The sequence below is a fragment of the Xanthomonas sp. NCPPB 2933 genome (assembly GCF_056725225.1).
The window spans coordinates 1,777,166-1,796,895 of sequence record NZ_CM161518.1 but is presented as its reverse complement, the minus strand read 5'-3'; the positions used below and the strand labels follow the sequence as shown (position 1 = coordinate 1,796,895).

The 19,730-nt window shown below is 65.1% G+C and carries 2 protein-coding genes (1 of these 2 cut by a window edge); both read right to left on the bottom strand.

Annotated elements, in window-relative coordinates; genetic code table 11:
• Positions 1-3,987, bottom strand: partial view of an amino acid adenylation domain-containing protein gene (locus tag AC1PLU_RS07210; RefSeq protein WP_481108069.1) — the beginning only. It extends 9,690 nt beyond the left edge of the window; the window shows 3,987 of its 13,677 coding nt (coding positions 1-3,987); its start codon is at positions 3,985-3,987; its stop codon lies beyond the left edge, outside the window.
• A complete protein-coding gene (locus AC1PLU_RS07205) occupies positions 3,984-19,730 on the bottom strand; it encodes a non-ribosomal peptide synthase/polyketide synthase (protein WP_481108068.1) in 15,747 nt (5,248 codons plus the stop codon). Before AC1PLU_RS07205 ends, AC1PLU_RS07210 begins: the two co-directional genes overlap by 4 nt.

Here is a 19,730-nt window from a genome sequence, read left to right as displayed (position 1 = left end):
GCCGGCCAGGCGCTGCCGCCAGTACGCCAGTTCCGTCTGCAAGACCTCGCCCTGCAGGCGACGGCGTTGCCACAGCGCGTAGTCGGCGTACTGCACGGGAAGCGGCGCCAACGCGGGCATGCGGCCAGCGCGAAGGGCGTCGTAGAGTTCCACGAGCTCTCGGACCAGTACGCCATTGGACCAACCGTCGGATGCAATGTGATGCACGGTCAGCAGCACCACCGTTTCCTCATCGCGCAGTCGCAGCAATGCGCAACGCAGCACGGGATCGCCCGTCAGATCGAACGGCCGAAAGGCTTCCTCGCGCCTCAGCGCCTGCACGCGCTCCGCGCGCGCGATGCCCGCCAGCTCGCGCAGGTCGTGCGATGCGATCGGCAGCTGCGATGACGCACGAACCACCTGAATCGCGCCATCCTCGCAATCGGCATAGACGGTGCGCAGGATCTCATGACGCTCGAGCAAGGCATTCAAGGCGCGCTGGAACAGCGCCGACTCAAACGCGCCCTGCAGACGCAGCGCACTTGGCATGTTGAACTGCGCGCTGCCGCCTTCTAGGCGATCGATGAACCACAGCCGCTGCTGTGCGAATGACAACGGCAGCGATCCGGCGCGATCCGCCACCGGAATGCCTCGCTCCGCCTCGTCTGCTCGCGTGTCGAGGTGGGCCGCGAGTTCATGCAAGGTCGTGTGCTCGAACACTGCACGCACAGGCAAGGGCTTGCCGAACTCGCGTCCGATGTCGCCCACTAGGCGCGTGGCGAGCAGCGAGTGGCCGCCCATCGCGAAGAAATTGGCGCTGCGGTGCACGCACTCCCGCTTCAGGATGCGCTGCCACAACGCAGCCAAGCGTCGCTCGGTCTCGGTCGCAGGCGCATCGCACTGGGCGGCGTCATCGTCCAGTTGCGGCACGGGCAAGGCGTGGCGGTCAATCTTGCCATTGACCGTCAGCGGCAGCGCGTCCAAACCCAGGATCGCCGCAGGCAACATGTACGCCGGCAGCATCTTGGCCAACGCTGCGCGTAGTCCGGCGATGCCGGCCGCGTCGAATGCCGGTTCGACATAGCCGACCAGACGCGCTTGGTCGCCCTCGCCGACCAGCCGTACGACGGCGCGCCGCACCCCTGGCGCCGTGGCGAGGTGGTGCTCGATCTCGCCGAGCTCGATGCGGAAGCCGCGCAGCTTGATCTGGTCGTCGGCCCGCCCGAGGAACTCCAGTTGCCCATCAGGACCCCAGCGCACCCGATCCCCGCTTCGGTAAATGCGCTCGCCCGCCCGAAATGGATCTTCCAAGAAGCGCTCAGCGGTCAGCGCAGGCTGCCCCAGGTAACCACGGGCAACACCGGCGCCGCCGATATAGAGCTCTCCCGCAACGCCCAGCGGTACCGGGAGCAACCTGGCATCCAACACATATAGGACGGTGTTGTGCATCGGCCGACCGATCGGAACTGTCCGTCCTAGCGATGCCAGGTTGGCGCTGACGTCGTACCAGCTGCAGCCGACCACGGTTTCGGTTGGTCCATAGTGGTTGTACACCTGGGCCGCAGGAAAGCGCGCCTGCAATGCATGCGCGGTCTCCACCGGGAAGCGTTCGCCACCGATCACGAAGACGTGCGCCTGCGGTAGTGCGGTCTCGTCAAGCAAATGCAGCAGACCCTGCACGTGCGAGGGCGTCAGCCGCAGCAGGGCATTGCCGCAGTTGGCGGCAGCGAGTCGAACGGCCAGCGCGGTCAGATCGTCTCCCTCGTCCATCAGATCGACCGTGCCACCGACCAGCAGTGGCACGAACAGCGCCGGCACGGTCAGGTCGAATGCCGGCGAGGTGACCACAAGCGATCCCGCCAGCGCGGCGGAGTAGTAGCTCTGGCGTGCGAACGCGCAGTAATCGACCATTCCACGATGGGCGACTTCGACGCCCTTGGGCGTGCCGGTCGAGCCCGAGGTATAGATGACATAGGCACTGTCGTCGAGCCCGGGATCCGTGCCTGGCCGAACGTTGGGGTAGCCCTCGAACCAACGTGGATCGTTGTCGGCACCATCCATGAACACGGTATCGACGCCAGCGGCGTGCAGCGGATGCGCGCTATGGTGCAAGGCGACACGCACCCCCGCATCGGTGAGAATGCGTTGCAACTGCGCGGCGCTCTGCCGCCCATCGAGCGGCACGTAGGCAGCACCCGACTTGTGCGTTGCGAGCAGTCCGATTACCAGGTCGATAGAGCGTCCGAGAAAGATCCCGATGCGGTCGCCTGAACCAACGCCTTGCTCGATCAGGGCCTGCGCTAGACGATTCGCCCGTAGGTCGAGTTCGCGGTAGGTGATGGCGCGCTCGCCGCAGCGCACGGCGATGTGCTGGGGGAAGGCCTGGGCGGTGCGCTCGAAGGCGCGCACCAGTGGCTCCTGCCGCCCATGCCCCAAGCTCGGGCCACGTCCCAGTGCGAACAGCTCTCGCGTCTGAGCCTCATCGACCAGCGCGACCCCAGCCAGCGCTCGTTGCGGCTCGCTACACATCGCATGCAGCAACCGCACGTAGGCAGCAGCCATGCGCTCGATGCTATCGTGCTCGAACAACTCGTCCTTGAATGTCCATCCCAGGTGCAGCCCGTCGTCGCTCTCGGTCGCGGTTAGATCGAGATCGAAGTGTACGTGCTCGCCGCCGGCCGCCAGCGGTTCGAAATGCAATCCCGGCAGTTCCAGGGCGCCGCCGTCATGGTTCTGCAGTACAAACTTGATCTGGCACAGTGGATTGTAGGCAAGACTGCGCTGCGGACAGAAGGTTTCAACCAGCAGATCGAATGGAACCTGCTGGTGGGTAAAGGCATCCAGTGCGACAGCCCGGCCATGCGCGATTAACGCTCGTGCGTCGGCAGCCAGATCGACATCGAAGCGGCAGAGCACCGTATTGTTGAAAAAGCCGATCAGCGGCGCGGTTTCAGTCTGGTCGCGTCCAGCGGTCGGTGTGCCGATGACGATATCGCGCTGACCGCTCCAGCGCGACAGGAGGTGGGCGAACGCCGATTGCAGCACCATGAACAGGGTCGCACCGGTCGCATTGGCCAGGCGTTTGACCGCATCCAGACCGGCGCGGTCGAGCAACTGATTGTGGCGCTGCGCGGTGAAGCGCTGCCTGGGCGGGCGCGGATGGTCCAACGGCAGGTCGTGAACTTCGGGAATACCGACTAGACGTGCGACCCAATAGTCCAACGACTGTCGTAGCGCGCCGCTTTCGCGCTCGGCATGTTGCCAACGCGCGTAGTCGCCATACTGGATCGCCAGCGAGGGCAACGCCGCGCCGCGACCTTCGGCGGCTGCGGCGTAGTGCGCCATGAACTCCCGCACCAGTACACCCATCGACCACCCGTCGGTGGCGATGTGATGCATCGTCAGTACGACCGCATGCTCCTGGTCCGCGATGCGCAACAGCGCGCAGCGCAGCATCGGGGTCTGGCCGAGAAGATCGAACGGAGTGCCTGCCTCCTCGCGCGCGAGGCGTAGCGCCTCGCGTTGAGCCACGTCGGGTGCCAATGCCGACACGTCACGCATCCTCACCTGCAATGGGCGATGCGGATGCACCACCTGCACAGGTTCGCCGTCACGTTCCACGAAGGCGGTGCGCAGAACAGCATGGCGTTTCACGATAGCGTCCAGCGCAGCGCGCAGCGCGTCTGTATCGAGGACGCCGCGTACGCGAAACGCCAGCGACAGGTTGTACTCCACACTCCCGGGATCGAGCTGGTGCAGGAACCACAGTCGCCTTTGCGCGTAGGACAATGGATGCTCCGTGGCGTCCTGATGGTGGACGATGCGCGATGCCGGTGCCGATGACGCTGCGTGGAGGTAGTCCAGGATTGCGCTCTTGTGCTCGGCGAGCCGTCGGCGCAACTCTGGACTCAGCCGACTCTGCGCATCGCCCACCAGCAATTTGCCATCTCTGGCGGCAATGCGAATGCCCGCGTCGCGGCACTCCTGTAACACGTCGATTACGCTCATAGTTCGATGAACTCCTGGTCGCCGCTGTCGGCGAGATCGAGCGTCAAGTCACGCCGAAGCGCTTCGCGACGCAACTGTTCGTCCACGAAGTCGGCCAGCGCCCGGATGGTGGTGCGCTCGAACACATCCCGGATGGCGATGTGGATGGCGAAACGCTCCCGTACCTCGCCGATCATCCGCACGGCAAGCAGCGAGTGCCCGCCGAGTTCAAAGAAACCGGTAAGCACGTCAATGTCGTCCAGGCGCAGCAGCATCCGCCATATCCCGGCAATCGTTTCCTCCGTGGGCGTCTGCGCGCTTGTCCAGACATGGCCTGGCGCCATTCCTGGCTCGGGCAGGGCCTTGCGATCGATTTTTCCATTCGCGTTCAGTGGCAGGCGTTCGAGGACAACGAACGCGGCGGGCACCATGTACTCGGGCAAGGCCGCACGCAATACGGTACGAAGCCGTTCCGCAATCGCCGATCCGTCTTGCGATTCGCGTAACGCAGGGGTGCCGACGTAGGCAACCAGCGACACGTCCTCTCCCCCACCGCGCACTGTCACCACCGCGTCGTTGACATCGTCCTGCCTGCACAGAACCGCTTCGATTTCGCCCAGCTCTATTCTCAGCCCACGGATCTTGACCTGATGGTCAATGCGTCCAAGGAAATCGAGCGTGCCATCGGGTAGCCAGCGCGCAAGATCCCCCGTGCGGTAGAGACGTGCCCCAGCGATGGCGCTGGTCGTGTCGGGAACGAACTGTTCGCGGGTCAGTTCCGGCTTGTTGCAATAACCGCGCGCCAGGCCGACGCCGCCGATATGCAACTCGCCCGGGACGCCGACCGGCTGAGGCTGCCCGGCCGCACCGAGCACGTGCAACTGGACGTTCTGGATGGGCCGCCCTATCGGCACGATGGTGGCGTCGTGCTCCGGGCGGCATTCCCAAAAACTCACATCGATAGCGGCTTCTGTCGGCCCGTAAAGATTGTGCAACTGGGCGCACGTGCCGGTGGCGAAAAAGCGGGTGGCCAGTTCCGATCCAAGCGCCTCGCCACTGCAAATTACCCGACGCACACTGTCGCAGGCAGCCCAGTCCGAACTGACCAGCAAGGTGCTCAGCATCGAAGGCACGAAGTGCAACGTGGTGATACCGTACTTGCAGATCGCCGCGCATACGGCACCGGGATCGGCGTGCGCGTCCGGCGCCAGCATCACCAGTCGCGCGCCAGCCATCAACGGCCACAGAAACTCCCAGACCGAGACATCGAAGCTATACGGAGTCTTCTGCAGTACTCGGTCGCTCGCGTCAAGCGCATAGGCCGCTTGCATCCAATGCAACCGATTGACCAGCGCCCCGTGCTCATTCAGTACGCCTTTCGGCTCGCCGGTGGAGCCGGAGGTGTAGATCGCATAGGCCAGCCGGCCGGGCCCCAGGCCTCGACTGCGTGTCTCGGGATTGTGCGCGGGCTGCGCGTTGAGCGGGATCTGCAAGTGTTCGGCATCGAGCGCGAGAATCGTCTCGGTACCAACAGGCAGCACCTGCTCCAGACCGTTGGAAGTGATTACCACGCGTGCGTCTGAATCACGCAGCATGTAGTCCAGGCGGGACCTGGGGAAGTTGGGATCCAGCGGCAGGTAAGCGCCACCGGCCTTGAGCACGCCGAGGATGGCGACGGCCAGATCGACAGAGCGAAGCATGCAGATGCCAACGATTTGATCCGGTCCGACACCCTCTGCCAGCAGCGCATGGGCGAGGCGATTGGCCCGCAGATTGAGTTCAGCATAGGTGATGCTGTCATCGCCGAACTCCACAGCGACCGCGAGCGGACTACGTTCTACCTGCGCTTCAATCAGCTCATGGATACAAGCCGCCTCGGGATACGGCGCGGCTGTCGCATTCCACGCTGCCAGTTGCGTACGCTCATCGGACGTCAGCAGGCCGATACTTGCCGGCGTGCAGTCTGGCTCGGTCATCTGCAACAGGATCTGGCCCAGGTGCCCGGCCATGCGTGCGATCGCCGCGTCGTTGAAGCGTTCTGCGCGATAGCCGAACTTCACCCGCAACGTTCGGGCATGCGCCGCGATGAGTGTCAGCTTGAATGTGGTCGCCTCGCTGGTGCCTGGTTCCTCAATGTCGAGCTGTGCCTCAGCGGACCCGGCGGCGTCGCCCATTACCGCGTCGAGCGGATAGTTTTCGAACACCAGCAGACTGTCGAACAGCTGCACACCAGGCTTGATGCGTGACTGGCGACGGATCTCGGGCAGCGACAGATAGCCGTATTCATTGCCGAGCTGGAAGTCGGCATGCAAGGCCGCGAGCGACTCGCTGATCGTTCGCCCGGTCTCGAACGCCACCTTTACCGGGATGGTATTGATGAACAGCCCGATCATTTCTTCCACCCCCGGCACCTGTCCGGCGCGCCCGGAAATGGTGGCGCCGAACACTACCTCCGGCTCGGCGCTGTAGCGGTGTAGCAGATACGCCCACGCCCATTGCAGCATGGTGTTGACCGTGGTGCGATGCGACTTGGCGTACGCCTGCAGCGTTTGCGCATGTTCTTCGTCCAGTTCGAGCACGTATTCGCGTTGACCTTGGCCGCTCCCGACCGGCAGGCGGTCGACCGCCAGCGGCGTCGGCGCGTCGAACTCCTTGAGCATGCCGTGCCAGTGATCGCGAGCACGTTGCACATCCGAAGCCAACAGCCACGCGATGTATCGCTCGTAAGGAGGGGGTGCGGGCAGTTGGAAAGGCCTGGCTTCTATATGTGCGCGGTAAAATTCAATGACGTCGCGGTAGACCAGCGGCAGACACCAGCCGTCGAGCAGAATGTGGTGCAGCGACCACAGCAGCTGGTAGCGGTCGTGGCCTAGACGGAACAGCGCAATCCGCATCAAGGGTGGACTTTCGAAGTCGAAGCCTCGGCATCGGTCCTCCTGCCGGTAGGTTTCGAAGCGGATGCGCTGGTCGGATGAGGGCAGGTCTTGCCAGTCTTCCTCGTGCCACGGCAGTTGCGCGGCAGCCAACACCACTTGGTGTAGATCGTCGGTGCCGCCAACGAAGCCCGTGCGGAACGCATCGTGGCGCGTCACCACTTCCTGCCACGCATGCCGGAACGCGGCGAGATCCAGGGTGCCGCGCAGCACGGGGAAATTCTGTACGACATACGCCGAGGCGTCGAGCAGGCTTTCGTACATCATGCCTGCCTGCATCGGCGTGGCCGGATACAGCCGCAGCAGATCAGGATGACGCTCGTGCAAGGAATCCAGGCGCGTCTGGTCAACCTGAGCCAGCGGGAAGTCCGACGGCGTCCATGCACCGGCATCGGGACGCTGGCAATGGCCTGTCACATCCATCAGCGCCTGTTCCATACACGCAGCGAGCGCACGCATGGAGGCATCCTCGTGGCGTTCGACGCTGTAGGACAAGGTGAACTGCAATTGCCCGGCAAAGGTCTTGCCGCTGAGCGCAAGTAGTGCAGATCGTTGTCGCCCCAGGCTGGTCTGCGGGCCGATGGACTCGCGTGCGGGGCTGAAGTGACTTGCTTCGTTAAGCACTTGGTCGAAGTGCCCCAGATAATTGAACATCAACGCGTCGGTCTCTGCGCCAGCAGCCTCGCGTAGCGCCACATCCCTTGCAAGATAACGCAACACTCCATAGCCGATCCCATTGCGGGGGATGGAGCGGTAGCGTTCCTTCACCGCCTTGATCGCATCTGCAACGCCGTCGCCGTCGGCTTCAAGCACAACGGGGAAGACACTGGTGAACCAACCGACGGTCTGGGTGAGGTCTAGCTCGTCGAACAGCGCTTCTCGGCCATGACCTTCCAGACGCAGGCGCAGTTCGCGCTGCCCGTTCCAGCGGCGCATGCCCAGGTACACTGCGGCGAGCAGCAGCTCGTTGATGCGCGTGCGGTAGGCGGCGTTGCATTGCTGGTGCAATGCGCGGGTGTCCTCGCGGGACAGTCCAAAGACAACACTGCGGGTGGTCGAGATCGCACCTGGGCTGGGGAACTCCAGGCCGGCCTTGTCGGGGGCCAGTTCGCCGCCGCGGGCATTCGCCAGCCAATAATCGCGTTCGCGCAGCAGCGTTTCGCTGCATGCGTATTCGCTCAATGCCTGTCCCCATTGCTGCAACGAGGAGGTCTTGGGCGGCAACGCCACGACATCGCCACGCGCGTGTTGTTCGTAGCCCAACTCCAGGTCGGTGAGCAGGATGCGCCAGGAGACGCCATCCACCACGATATGGTGCGCGGCTAGCAGCAGGCGACCCGCCTCACCGGCGTGCTCAGGCGGAAAGTACACCGCGCGCAGCAGTGGGCCGTTGGAGAGATGGAAGCGACGCTGCCACTCAGCGCAACGCGCGGATACATGGGCCGCCCTTGGAACATCCCTCACCGGCAACTCAATCACCATGCTTTCCCGCACCATCGCAGGATCGAACGGCGCATGTACGGCCTGCCAGTCGTCAGTACGCTGCACAAAGCGCAAGCGCAACGCATCGTGGCGAAGATACAGCGCTTCGAGTACCGCGCTTAGCGTCGTCTCGTCGAAGTCCGCCGGTGTTTCCAGCAAGAGCGCTTGGTTGAAGTGGTGGCGGTCGAGCGCTTCGCCCTCGAGGAACATCCGCTGCACCGGCAGCAACGGCATGGCACCATCCGCCGGCGCCTGCGGCATTTCGGTCACCTGAGGTTCCTCGGCCTCCATGGCCAGTGCCAGCTCGGCAATGGTCTGGTTTTGGAACAACTGCCGGGTACTAATGTGCAATCCGGCATGGTTGGCGCGCGACACCACCTGAATCAGCAGGATCGAATCGCCACCGATCTCGAAGAAGTTGTCCTGCACGCTGATCTGTTCGACGCGTAGCACCTGCTGCCAGATCGCCGCCAGGGTCCGCTCGGCTTCCGTGCGTGGTGCCAAATAGCTGTACTGAGACTGGTAATCGGGCTCCGGCAGGCGTTCCCTGTCGACCTTGCCGTTGCGGTTAAGCGGCAATTGATCCATTGCCACGAAGGCCGCCGGCACCATGTAGTCCGGCAACAGCCGCTTGAGGTAGGCACGCAGTTCTTTCGCCAGCAGCAGCTCGTTCACCGGCTCGCATCCAGCGGTGACGACGTAGGCCACCAGCCGCGTGGTCTCGCTGCTGCGCTGAGCCACCACCACGACATCCTTGACGGCGTCGTGAGCCCGCAGGCGCGTCTGGATCTCGCCCAACTCGATGCGGAACCCGCGCACCTTCACCTGGTCGTCGACACGGCCGACGAAGACCACGTTGCCATCCGGCAGTTGACGGACCAGGTCGCCGGTCCTGTAGCGCCGCTCTGCATCGGACTCGGGTCCGACGAGGAAACGTTCAGCGCTCAGGTCGGGGCGGCAATGGTAGCCGCGGCCGACGCCATCACCTCCAAGGTAGAGCTCGCCGATCACCCCGCACGGCACCGGACGCTGATCGCGTCCGAGCACGTACTGGGCGCTACCGGAGATCGCGACGCCGATCGGATAGGTGTCGCCGCGGCGCTCTCGAATTTCGTAGGCGGTACTGAAAGTGGTGTTTTCGGTCGGGCCATAGACGTGCATCAGGCGCTCGGGCTTGCCAGCATCAATGATCCGCCCCACCGCTTCCACATCCACGCCCTCGCCGCCGAACAGCAAGCAGCGCAAAGGCGCGAACCCGGCCGGGTTCACGAGCGACATCTGGTTGAGAATTGCCGTGGTGACGAACATCATGGTGATGCCGGACCGCGCCAGGATGCCCGACAGCGCATGTGGATCGAGCAACGCCTCCTTAGGCACATGATGCAGGCGCATGCCGTTGGCTAGTGCGCCCCATATCTCGAACGTGGCAGCATCGAACGAGCTGTTGGACGCCTGCGCCATCACCCCGCTCGCATCGAGCGTCACGTAATCCGGACGGCACACTAGGCGCACGACGTTCCGATGCTCGATCAACGCGCCTTTGGGGGTTCCCGTCGAACCTGAGGTGTAGATCATGTACGCCAATGATCGGCCGTGTACGGCCTCCGCCCCGAGAATGGGATTGTTGTCGGAACAGTCAGCCAACAACGCGTCGCGCAGTCCGGCATCGAGCGGCAGCACGGTATGGTCGTCAAATACCGGCAGAGCCTGCATCAGGTCACTGGTGACCAGCACGATGTCGACTCCGGAATCCTCAAGCATGAAGGCGATGCGGTCCTCTGGATAGTCCGGATCCAGCGGCACGTAGGCGCCACCTGCTTTGAGGATGCCGAGCATGCCGATCAGCATTTCCACCGAGCGCTCCACGCACAGGCCCACCAGCGTGTCCGCGCGTACGCCTTTCGCGCGCAGATAGTGCGCGACGCGGTTGGCGACACGGTTTAGCTCGCCATAGCACACCGTATCCTCGCCGAAGGTTGCAGCTACTGCCCCGGGGTGCGATGCCGCGCGCTCTTCGAACAATGTATGGACGCATATGTCGCGAGGGTAATCGGCGGGACGCAGGTTCCACGCAACACGTTCGGCCCGCTCAGCGTCCGTCATTGGATCCAGGCTGCGTACATCCTCGTCGAGTGCATCCGGCATCCTGACCAGCACTTCGCGAAAATGCAGCAGCATCCTGTCGATGGCTGCGTCGGTGAAGTATTCGGCGCGGTAGGCGCACTGCAGATGGATGCGTTGACGCAAATTGATGTTGAACGCCAGGCGGTATCCAGTTTCCTCGCGGCGGCCCTTGCTCTCCACGCTGAGTCCGGCATCGCCGGACTGCGTTTCCATCGCTGCCTCGATCGGATAGTTGCCGATTACCACCAAACTGTCGAATAAAGGTATACCGGCGGCGACCCCTGATTGCCGCTGGATCTCCGCCAGCGAGAGATAGCCGTATGCCGTCGCTGCTTCGAAGCGTGCCTGCAGTGTCGCCAACGCATCGCGCACTGACTGCGGCTCGCCCAGCGATACGCGTACCGGAATGCTGTTGATGAACAGGCCAACCATGGTCTCCACGCCAGCGACCTCGGCCGGCCGGCCGGAGATCGTCGCGCCGAACACAATATCGTCCTCGCCACTGTAGCGTTTCAACACGCAGGCCCACGCCAGCTGTACGACGGTATTCAGGGTGATGCGTTGTTTACGGGCAAGCGCGAACAGGCGTTCGCTGACTGCGTCCTCCAAGGTCAGGCTGCGCTCGCGCTGACCGCTATCATCGTCCACAGGCAGGCGGTCGATGGCCAATGGCGTCGGCGCTTCCACCGTACGCAGTTGCTCTTGCCAGAATCCTACGGCCGCATCGTGGTCCTGCCGCGACAGCCACTCGACGTAGCATTCGTAGGCTGGTGCGGGGGCGAGGGGCGACTGGTTGCCGTCCAGAAGCCCTTGATAAAGCGTCATCACCTCCTTGTACAGGATCGGCAGCGACCAACCGTCAGAGAGCATATGGTGGTGAGTCCACAGCAGGCGATAGCGATCCGTGCCGATCCGAAACAGTGCGCACCGTATTAAGGGCGCCTGTCGGAAGTCGAAACTGCGTGCCCGGTCGAGTTCGCGGTATGCCTCGAAGCGTGCCTCCTGCTCCTCGGCGGACAGGTCGCGCCAATCATCTTCGTGCCAAGGCAACGTAGCGTGCGAAGACACCAGCTGCAGCAGCCGCTCGTCCTCGCCGACGAACGCAGTACGGAACACATCGTGTCGATCCACCAGCGCTTGCCAGGCTGCGCGGAACCGGAACAGATCTAGTTTTCCCCGGAGCACCGGAAACGTCTGCGCGACATAGGCCGATGGATCGAGCTTGGTATGGAAAAGCAGGCCCTGCTGCATCGGAGTGGCCGGATACAATCGCAATATCTGCGGATACGTCGCCTGCAGCGTGTCGAGCTGCACCTGCGTGACTTGCGCCAGCGGGAAATCGGACGGCGTGTACTCGGCATGCTCCATGTCCGCACAATGGGCCACAATCTCGCGCAATGCCTGCTCGATATGGTTTGCAAACGAAGCGATGGTTGCCGCCTCGTAGCGCTCGCTGCTGTATTCCAGGGTGAAGCTCAACTGCCCGTCCGAGACCATGCCGCGCAAGGTCAGCGGATGACGCCTCTCACGCAACGCGCTAGCCGTGCGCCCCATCGACTCGTCGGCAGCTTCGAAAAACCGTTCCCTTGCAATTGCCTGCTCTGTCTGACCGAGGTAGTTGAACGTCAACTCCGGCTGCTTGCCCGCCTCGGCAGCAATCAGTTCGGCGTCTTGGGCCACGTGTCGCAGCACACCGTAACCGATGCCCTGGTGCGGAACCGAACGGTATAGTTCCTTCACCGCCTTGATGGTTGCACCAACCTCGGCATGCTCGGACCACAATGCCAACGGGTAGTGGGTGGTGAACCAGCCCACTGTCTGGGTGGTATCGATATGTTCGAAGAGGCCGCTGCGTCCGTGACCTTCTAGTGCTACGCGCACGCCTGCTGCACCGGTCCAGCGGCGCACACCCAAGGTGACCGCTGCGAGCAGAAGCTCATTGATCTGGGTGCGGTAGGCGGCGTTGCATTTGGTGAGCAGCGCATGCGTTTTATCGCTGGAGAGCCCCAGCCGCGCGTACTGGGCGCTGGCCACCGAACCGTTGCCGCTTGCTTGGTGGTCGCTCGGCAAGGGCGCGATGGAGTGCTGGCATTGGGAGAGCCAGTAGTCGCGTTCGGCGACAAGTGCATCGCTGCGCGCGTAGGTGGCCAGCGCCTGCCCCCATTGCTGCAGGGACGCTGTCTTGGGCGCAAGCGCGATCGGTTCGCCGCGTCCGATCTGGCGATAGGCGTGTTCCAGGTCCGACAGCAGGATGCGCCAGGAGACGCCGTCGATGACGATATGGTGCGCCACCAACAGCAGCCGCGCCGTACTTGCGCCGCGGAAATGGACAGCGCGAAACAGCGGACCATCGCCCAGATCGAAAGCGGACTGCCAGTAGGTACAGCGTTCCTCGATATGGGCGGCCACGTCCTCTGCGCGCTCCGGCAGCGTTTCGAGTACGCAGGCACGTAGGATGGTCTCGCCATCAAGCGGAGCATGATCGGCATGCCATTCGCCATTGCGCTCGTAAAAGCGCAGGCGCAGTGCGTCATGGCGCCAATACAGTGCCTCGATCATGCAACGCAGATCATCCGTTTCCATTGCGTGCGGCACGCGCAGCAGCAGGGCCTGGTTGTAATGGTGCACCCCAGGGCCGCCCTCGGCGAGGAACTGCCTTTGGACAGGCAACAGAGCCAGATCACCTTGTACAGCGCCCTGTGGCGCTTGCGTCGCGCGCCCGACCGACTGTTCGGCGCAACGCGCCAGTTGCGCGATGGTCTGCGCCTCGAACAACTGACGGGTGGTGATGCGGATCCCGGCCTGATTGGCGCGCGCAACGATCTGGATGGACAGGATCGAATCGCCGCCGATCTCGAAGAAATTGTCGTGCACACCGATACTCGACAGGTGCAGGACCTGTTTCCAGATCTGCGCCAGTGCCCGCTCGGTGTCTGTCTCCGGCGCCACCGTCTCGCCATGCTCAGGCTCCGGCTCCGGCAGCGCGCTCTTGTCCACCTTTCCGTTGACCGTCAGCGGCAGCGCCTCCAGCACCACGTACGCCGACGGCTGCATGTAGCCCGGTAGCACCTCGGCCAACGCGCCCTTCAATTGGGCGATCCAGCCCTCAGCCACCACCTCCTCGGACGGCGTCACGTACGCCACCAGACGCGCCTGCGCCTGCTCGCCCCGCACCACCACCACCGCCTCACGTACCGATGCCTCGGCGTGCAGACGGCTCTCGATCTCGCCCAGCTCGATCCGGAACCCGCGCAGCTTCACCTGGTCGTCCAGTCGACCCAGAAACTCCAGCTGCCCGTCGTTACGCCAGCGCACCCGGTCGCCTGTGCGGTACAACCGTTCCCCAGCCTCGAACGGGCTCGCCACGAAGCGCTCGGCCGTCAACGCCTCCCGCTTCACGTACCCCTTCGCCACTCCCCATCCGCCGATGTACAGCTCACCCGCCACGCCCGGCGGCTGCAATTCCATCCGCGCGTCCAGCACGTACAGCGCCGTGTTCTCCATCGCACGGCCGATCGGCAGCATGCCGCTTGCCTGCACCTGGTCACTCACCTCGTACCAGCTGCTTCCCACCACCGCCTCGGTCGGCCCGTAGTGGTTGTAGATCCGCGCCTGCGGATACTTCGCCCGCAACGTGTGCGCCAGCTCCGCCGGAAACGCCTCTCCGCCCACCACGAACACGTGCGCGCCCAGCCGCGGCTGCGCATCCGACAGCGCCAGCAGCCCCTGCACGTGCGAGGGCGTCAGCCGCAGCAACCACGCCGGGGCCGTCGCCGCCTCCAGCGCCGCGGCCAGCCCAGACACCGCCTCCTCGCCCGGCAGCAGCTCCACGCAGCCGCCCACCAGCAATGGCACATACAGGCTCGGCACCGTCAGATCGAACGCCGGCGAGGTCGCCACCAGCGCACCGGCCAAATGCCCGGCGTAGTAGTTTCCCCGCGCAAAGGCGCAGTAATCGGCCAGGCCGCGCTGCAGCACCTCCACGCCCTTGGGCATGCCCGTCGAGCCGGAGGTGTACAGCACGTACGCGCTGTGCTCGGCCGTTATCTCTACCGCCGGCGCCTGGTCCGGATAGGCCGACAGCCACGCCCCCTGCTCCGCTCCGTCCATGGACAGACCACGGATCGCCGTCGCCGTCAACGCCGACGGCATACCCAGGACGAGGCCCACCTCGGCATCGTCCAGGATCGCCAGCAAGCGCGCCGGTGCCTGCTGGGCATCTACCGGCACGTAGGCCGCGCCGCTCTTCATCACTCCCAGCAGCGCCACCAGCAGCGGCAACGAACGCTCCAGCGCCACTCCCACCCGCGCCCCCACGCCGATGCCCTGCTCGGCCAGCGCCTGCGCCAGCCGGTTGGAGGCACGGTCCAGCTCGCGGTACGTCAACTGCTGCGCACCGCACCGTACCGCCACCGCCTCCGGCGTCGCCGCCGCCTGCGCCTGCAGCTGACGAATCAGCGGCTGCTCGCGGTAACGCGTGCTGGACGGGCCGCGGCCCTGTGCCAGCACCTGCGCCTGCGCGGGCGCATCCTGCCAGGACAGCGTCGCCAGCGTCGCCTCGGGACGCTCGACGATCTGCACCAACAGCTGTGCATACGCACGCGCCAGCCGCTCGATGCTTGCCGCCTCAAACAACCCACTGGCATACCCCCACGTCAGCCGCAGTCCCTCGTCGGTCTCCTGTACCGCTAGCTGCAGGTCGAACTTGGCCTGCTCGTAACCCTCGCCCAGCGAAGACACGTCCAGCCCGGGCAACGCCAACGCCACCTGCGCGTTGTTGCGCATCGACAGCAACACCTGGAACAACGGCGCATGGCTCAGGCTGCGTACCGGCTTGAGCTCGTCCACCAGCATCTCAAACGGGATCTCCTGGTGCGTGTACGCCTCCAGCACGCGTTGTCGCGTGCTCGCCAGCAAACTTTCGAATGTCTCCTCCCCGCTCAGCTGCGTGCGTAGCACCAGCGTGTTCACGAAAAACCCGATCAACGGCTCCACGTCCTGGTGCACCCGACCGGCGATCGGCGTACCAATGACGATGTCTCCTTCCCCGCTCCAGCGCGCCAACAACCACGCCAGTGCTGCTTCCAGCACCATGAACAAGCTCGCATCGTGCCGTTGCGCCAGCGCCTGCAGGCCGGCCAGCGTCGCCACCGCGATGCCCTGCTCGATCCGGCCACCGGCAAAGTCCTGCCGCGCCGGGCGCGGCCGATCCAGCGGCAGGCCATGCACCGCCGGCAGTCCCTGCAACCGCTCCCGCCAATAGCCCAGCGACGCCTCCAGCCCCGCCCCCTGCAAGCGCTCGCGCTGCCACGCCGCATAGTCCGCGTACTGCACCGACAGCGGCGCCAGCGCCGCCGCCTCTGCGCGCAGCGCGCTTGCATACAGCGCCACAAACTCACGTACCAACACCCCCATCGACCAACCGTCACTGGCAATGTGGTGCAGCGTGAACAGCACCGCATGCTCCTGTGGCCCAAGCCGCAGCACCCGACACCGCAGCATCGGCTCATGCGCCAGGTCAAAGCGCTGTCCCGCCTCCCGCTGCACCCGTGCCTGCACCGCTGCCTCCTGGTCGGCTGCGGGCAGCGCGCTCAAATCCTCTACCACCAGCGGCACCTGTGCATCGGCCACGATCACCTGCCACGGCGTGCCGTCCACCTCCCGATATACCGTGCGCAGCACCTCATGCCGGGCCAGCAGACCCGACAGCGCCTGACCCAGCGCCTCCACCGACAGCGCACCACGCAGCCGTAGCGCAACCGGCATGTTGTACTGCGTACTGCCCCCTTCCAGCCGGTCGATGAACCACAGCCGCTGCTGCGCAAACGACAACGGCAGCGCGCCATCGCGCGCCACCGTCGGGATCGGCGCATAGCCACTGGCCACCTGCCGGTCCACGTACACCGCCAACTCCCGCAGCGTCGCCTGCTCGAACAGCGCACGCACCGGCACCGACTTGCCCAGCACCCGCGCGATCTCGCTCACGATCCGCGTGGCCAGCAACGAGTGCCCGCCCAGCGCGAAGAAGTTGGCCTGCGCTCCCACCGGACCGACCTGCAGCACCCGCTCCCAGATCTGCGCCAGTGCCCGCTCGGTGTCTGTCTCCGGCGCCACCGTCTCGCCGTGCTCAGGCTCCGGCTCCGGCAGCGCGCTCTTGTCCACTTTCCCGTTGACCGTCAGCGGCAGCGCCTCCAGCACCACGTACGCCGACGGCTGCATGTAGCCCGGTAGCACCTCGGCCAACGCGCCCTTCAATTGGGCGATCCAGCCCTCAGCCACCACCTCCTCGGACGGCGTCACGTACGCCACCAGACGCGCCTGCGCCTGCTCGCCCCGCACCACCACCACCGCCTCACGTACCGATGCCTCGGCGTGCAGACGGCTCTCGATCTCGCCCAGCTCGATCCGGAACCCGCGCAGCTTCACCTGGTCGTCCAGTCGACCCAGAAACTCCAGTTGCCCGTCGTTACGCCAGCGCACCCGGTCGCCTGTGCGGTACAACCGTTCCCCAGCCTCGAACGGGCTCGCCACGAAGCGCTCGGCCGTCAACGCCTCCCGCTTCACGTACCCCTTCGCCACTCCCCATCCGCCGATGTACAGCTCACCCGCCACGCCCGGCGGCTGCAATTCCATCCGCGCGTCCAGCACGTACAGCGCCGTGTTCTCCATCGCACGGCCGATCGGCAGCATGCCGCTTGCCTGCACCTGGTCACTCACCTCGTACCAGCTGCTTCCCACCACCGCCTCGGTCGGCCCGTAGTGGTTGTAGATCCGCGCCTGCGGATACTTCGCCCGCAACGTGTGCGCCAGCTCCGCCGGAAACGCCTCTCCGCCCACCACGAACACGTGCGCGCCCAGCCGCGGCTGCGCATCCGACAGCGCCAGCAGCCCCTGCACGTGCGAGGGCGTCAGCCGCAGCAACCACGCCGGGGCCGTCGCCGCCTCCAGCGCCGCGGCCAGCCCAGACACCGCCTCCTCGCCCGGCAGCAGCTCCACGCAGCCGCCCACCAGCAATGGCACATACAGGCTCGGCACCGTCAGATCGAACGCCGGCGAGGTCGCCACCAGCGCACCGGCCAAATGCCCGGCGTAGTAGTTTCCCCGCGCAAAGGCGCAGTAATCGGCCAGGCCGCGCTGCAGCACCTCCACGCCCTTGGGCATGCCCGTCGAGCCGGAGGTGTACAGCACGTACGCGCTGTGCTCGGCCGTTATCTCTACCGCCGGCGCCTGGTCCGGATAGGCCGACAGCCACGCCCCCTGCTCCGCCCCGTCCATGAACACCGTATCCAACCCGGCAACCGAAACCCCACCGCCGCTGTCGAGCAGGAGCACCAGCGCCTCAGCGTCGCGCAGGATCGCCTGCGTACGTGCCGGCGCCTGCCGTGGGTCCACCGGCACGTAGGCCGCGCCGCTCTTCATCACTCCCAGCAGCGCCACCAGCAGCGGCAACGAACGCTCCAGCGCCACCCCCACCCGCGCCCCCACGCCGATGCCCTGCTCGGCCAGCGCCTGCGCCAGCCGGTTGGAGGCACGGTCCAGCTCGCGGTACGTCAACTGCTGCGCACCGCACCGCACCGCCACCGCCTCCGGCGTCGCCGCCGCCTGCGCCTGCAGCTGACGAATCAGCGGCTGCTCGCGGTAACGCGTGCTGGACGGGCCGCGGCCCTGTGCCAGCACCTGCGCCTGCGCGGGCGCATCCTGCCAGGACAGCATCGATACCTGCGATTCCGGGCGTTCGGCGATCTGCCGCAGTACTCCAGCATAGGCGTGCGCCATACGCTCGATGCTGCTGCGGTCGAACAAGTCTTCTTTCCAAGTCCAGCTCAGATGCAGACTCTCCTCGGATTCACTGACGGTAAGATCGAGGTCGAAACGCACGCGCTCCAAACCGCGCGCAACCGGCTCCAGCGTCAGTCCCGGCAGGTCCAGCGCCGTGCTCTGGTGGTTCTGCAGCACCAACTTGATCTGACAGATCGGATTGTGGGCAAGGCTGCGCTCCGGCCTGAGCGCGTCAATCAATAGGTCGAAAGGCAACTGCTGATGGGTGAAATCCTCCAACACTGCGTTTCGCACGCGCCCGATCAACGCCTCGCCCGTGGGGTCACCGGAAACGTCGATGCGGCATGCGATGGTGTTGATAAAGAAGCCGATCAACGGCTCGACTTGCTGATACGGACGCCCCGACACAGGCGTGCCGATCACGACGTCGTGGGTTCCACTCCAACGTGCGACCAGCAGCGCCAGCGCCGTCTGCAGCACCATAAACAAGGTTGCATCGCAATGCCGCGCCAGCCCACGGAGCGCCGCTGCCTCGGCGGGTGCGATCCTGGCCGACAGGCGCTGCGCGGAGGAACTCTGCTGCGTCGGGCGCGGCCGGTCCAACGGCAATGCATGTAGCGCTGGCGCACCCGCCAAGCGGCGCCGCCAATACTCCAGGTCCCGCTCGAAAGCGGCTTCACCGCGCACGCGGCGCTGCCAGTAGGCGTAATCGACGTACTGAACCGGAAGCGGCGGCAACTCGTGCTCGCCGCCGTCGCGGTAGGCCGCATACAACGCGGCAAACTCGCGAACCAGCACTCCCATCGACCAGCCGTCGCTGGCGATGTGATGCATGGTGAACAATACGACGTGGCGATCACTCGCCTCATGGATGAGGACGCAACGCAGCATCGGATCGGTATCGAGCAGGAAGCTGCGATCGACTTCCTCCTCGGCCAGTGCATGGATGCGACGCTCGCGCTGTTCGGAATCCAGCAGCGAAAGATCAAGCATCGCGATAGCGAGACCGCGAGGCGGGTCAATCACCTGCAGGGGTTGGCCAGCGCGTTCCTCGAAACGGGTGCGCAATACCGCATGGCGGACCACGACGGTGTCCAGGGCGCGCTGCAGCGCGCCGACGTCCAACTGCCCCGTCATGCGCAGAGCGACCGGAATGTTGTACTCGGCGCTTCCGCCCTGCAAGCGATCGATGAACCAAAGTCGCTGCTGCGGAAAGGACAGCGGATAGGCGTCCAGCGCGGGTGCTGGCTCAATCCTCTCAGCGGGGCCGTTCTGCTCGGCCGCGCGCTCCACGAACTCGAGCAACTGCACGCGATGATTGCGGATCAGTTCGGCGAGTTCGGCGGTGATTGCCCCCTTTGGCGCTGCCGTCTTGAGCCGCCCATCCGTCGCCGAAATGGCGATCCTGTTCTCGCGCAAGAGGTGCAATAGTTCAGCGATACCCAT

Excerpts from the sequence above, each read along its gene's own strand:
- AC1PLU_RS07205 (WP_481108068.1), bottom strand. The coding sequence starts at position 19,730 with ATGGGTATCGCTGAACTATTGCACCTCTTGCGCGAGAACAGGATCGCC.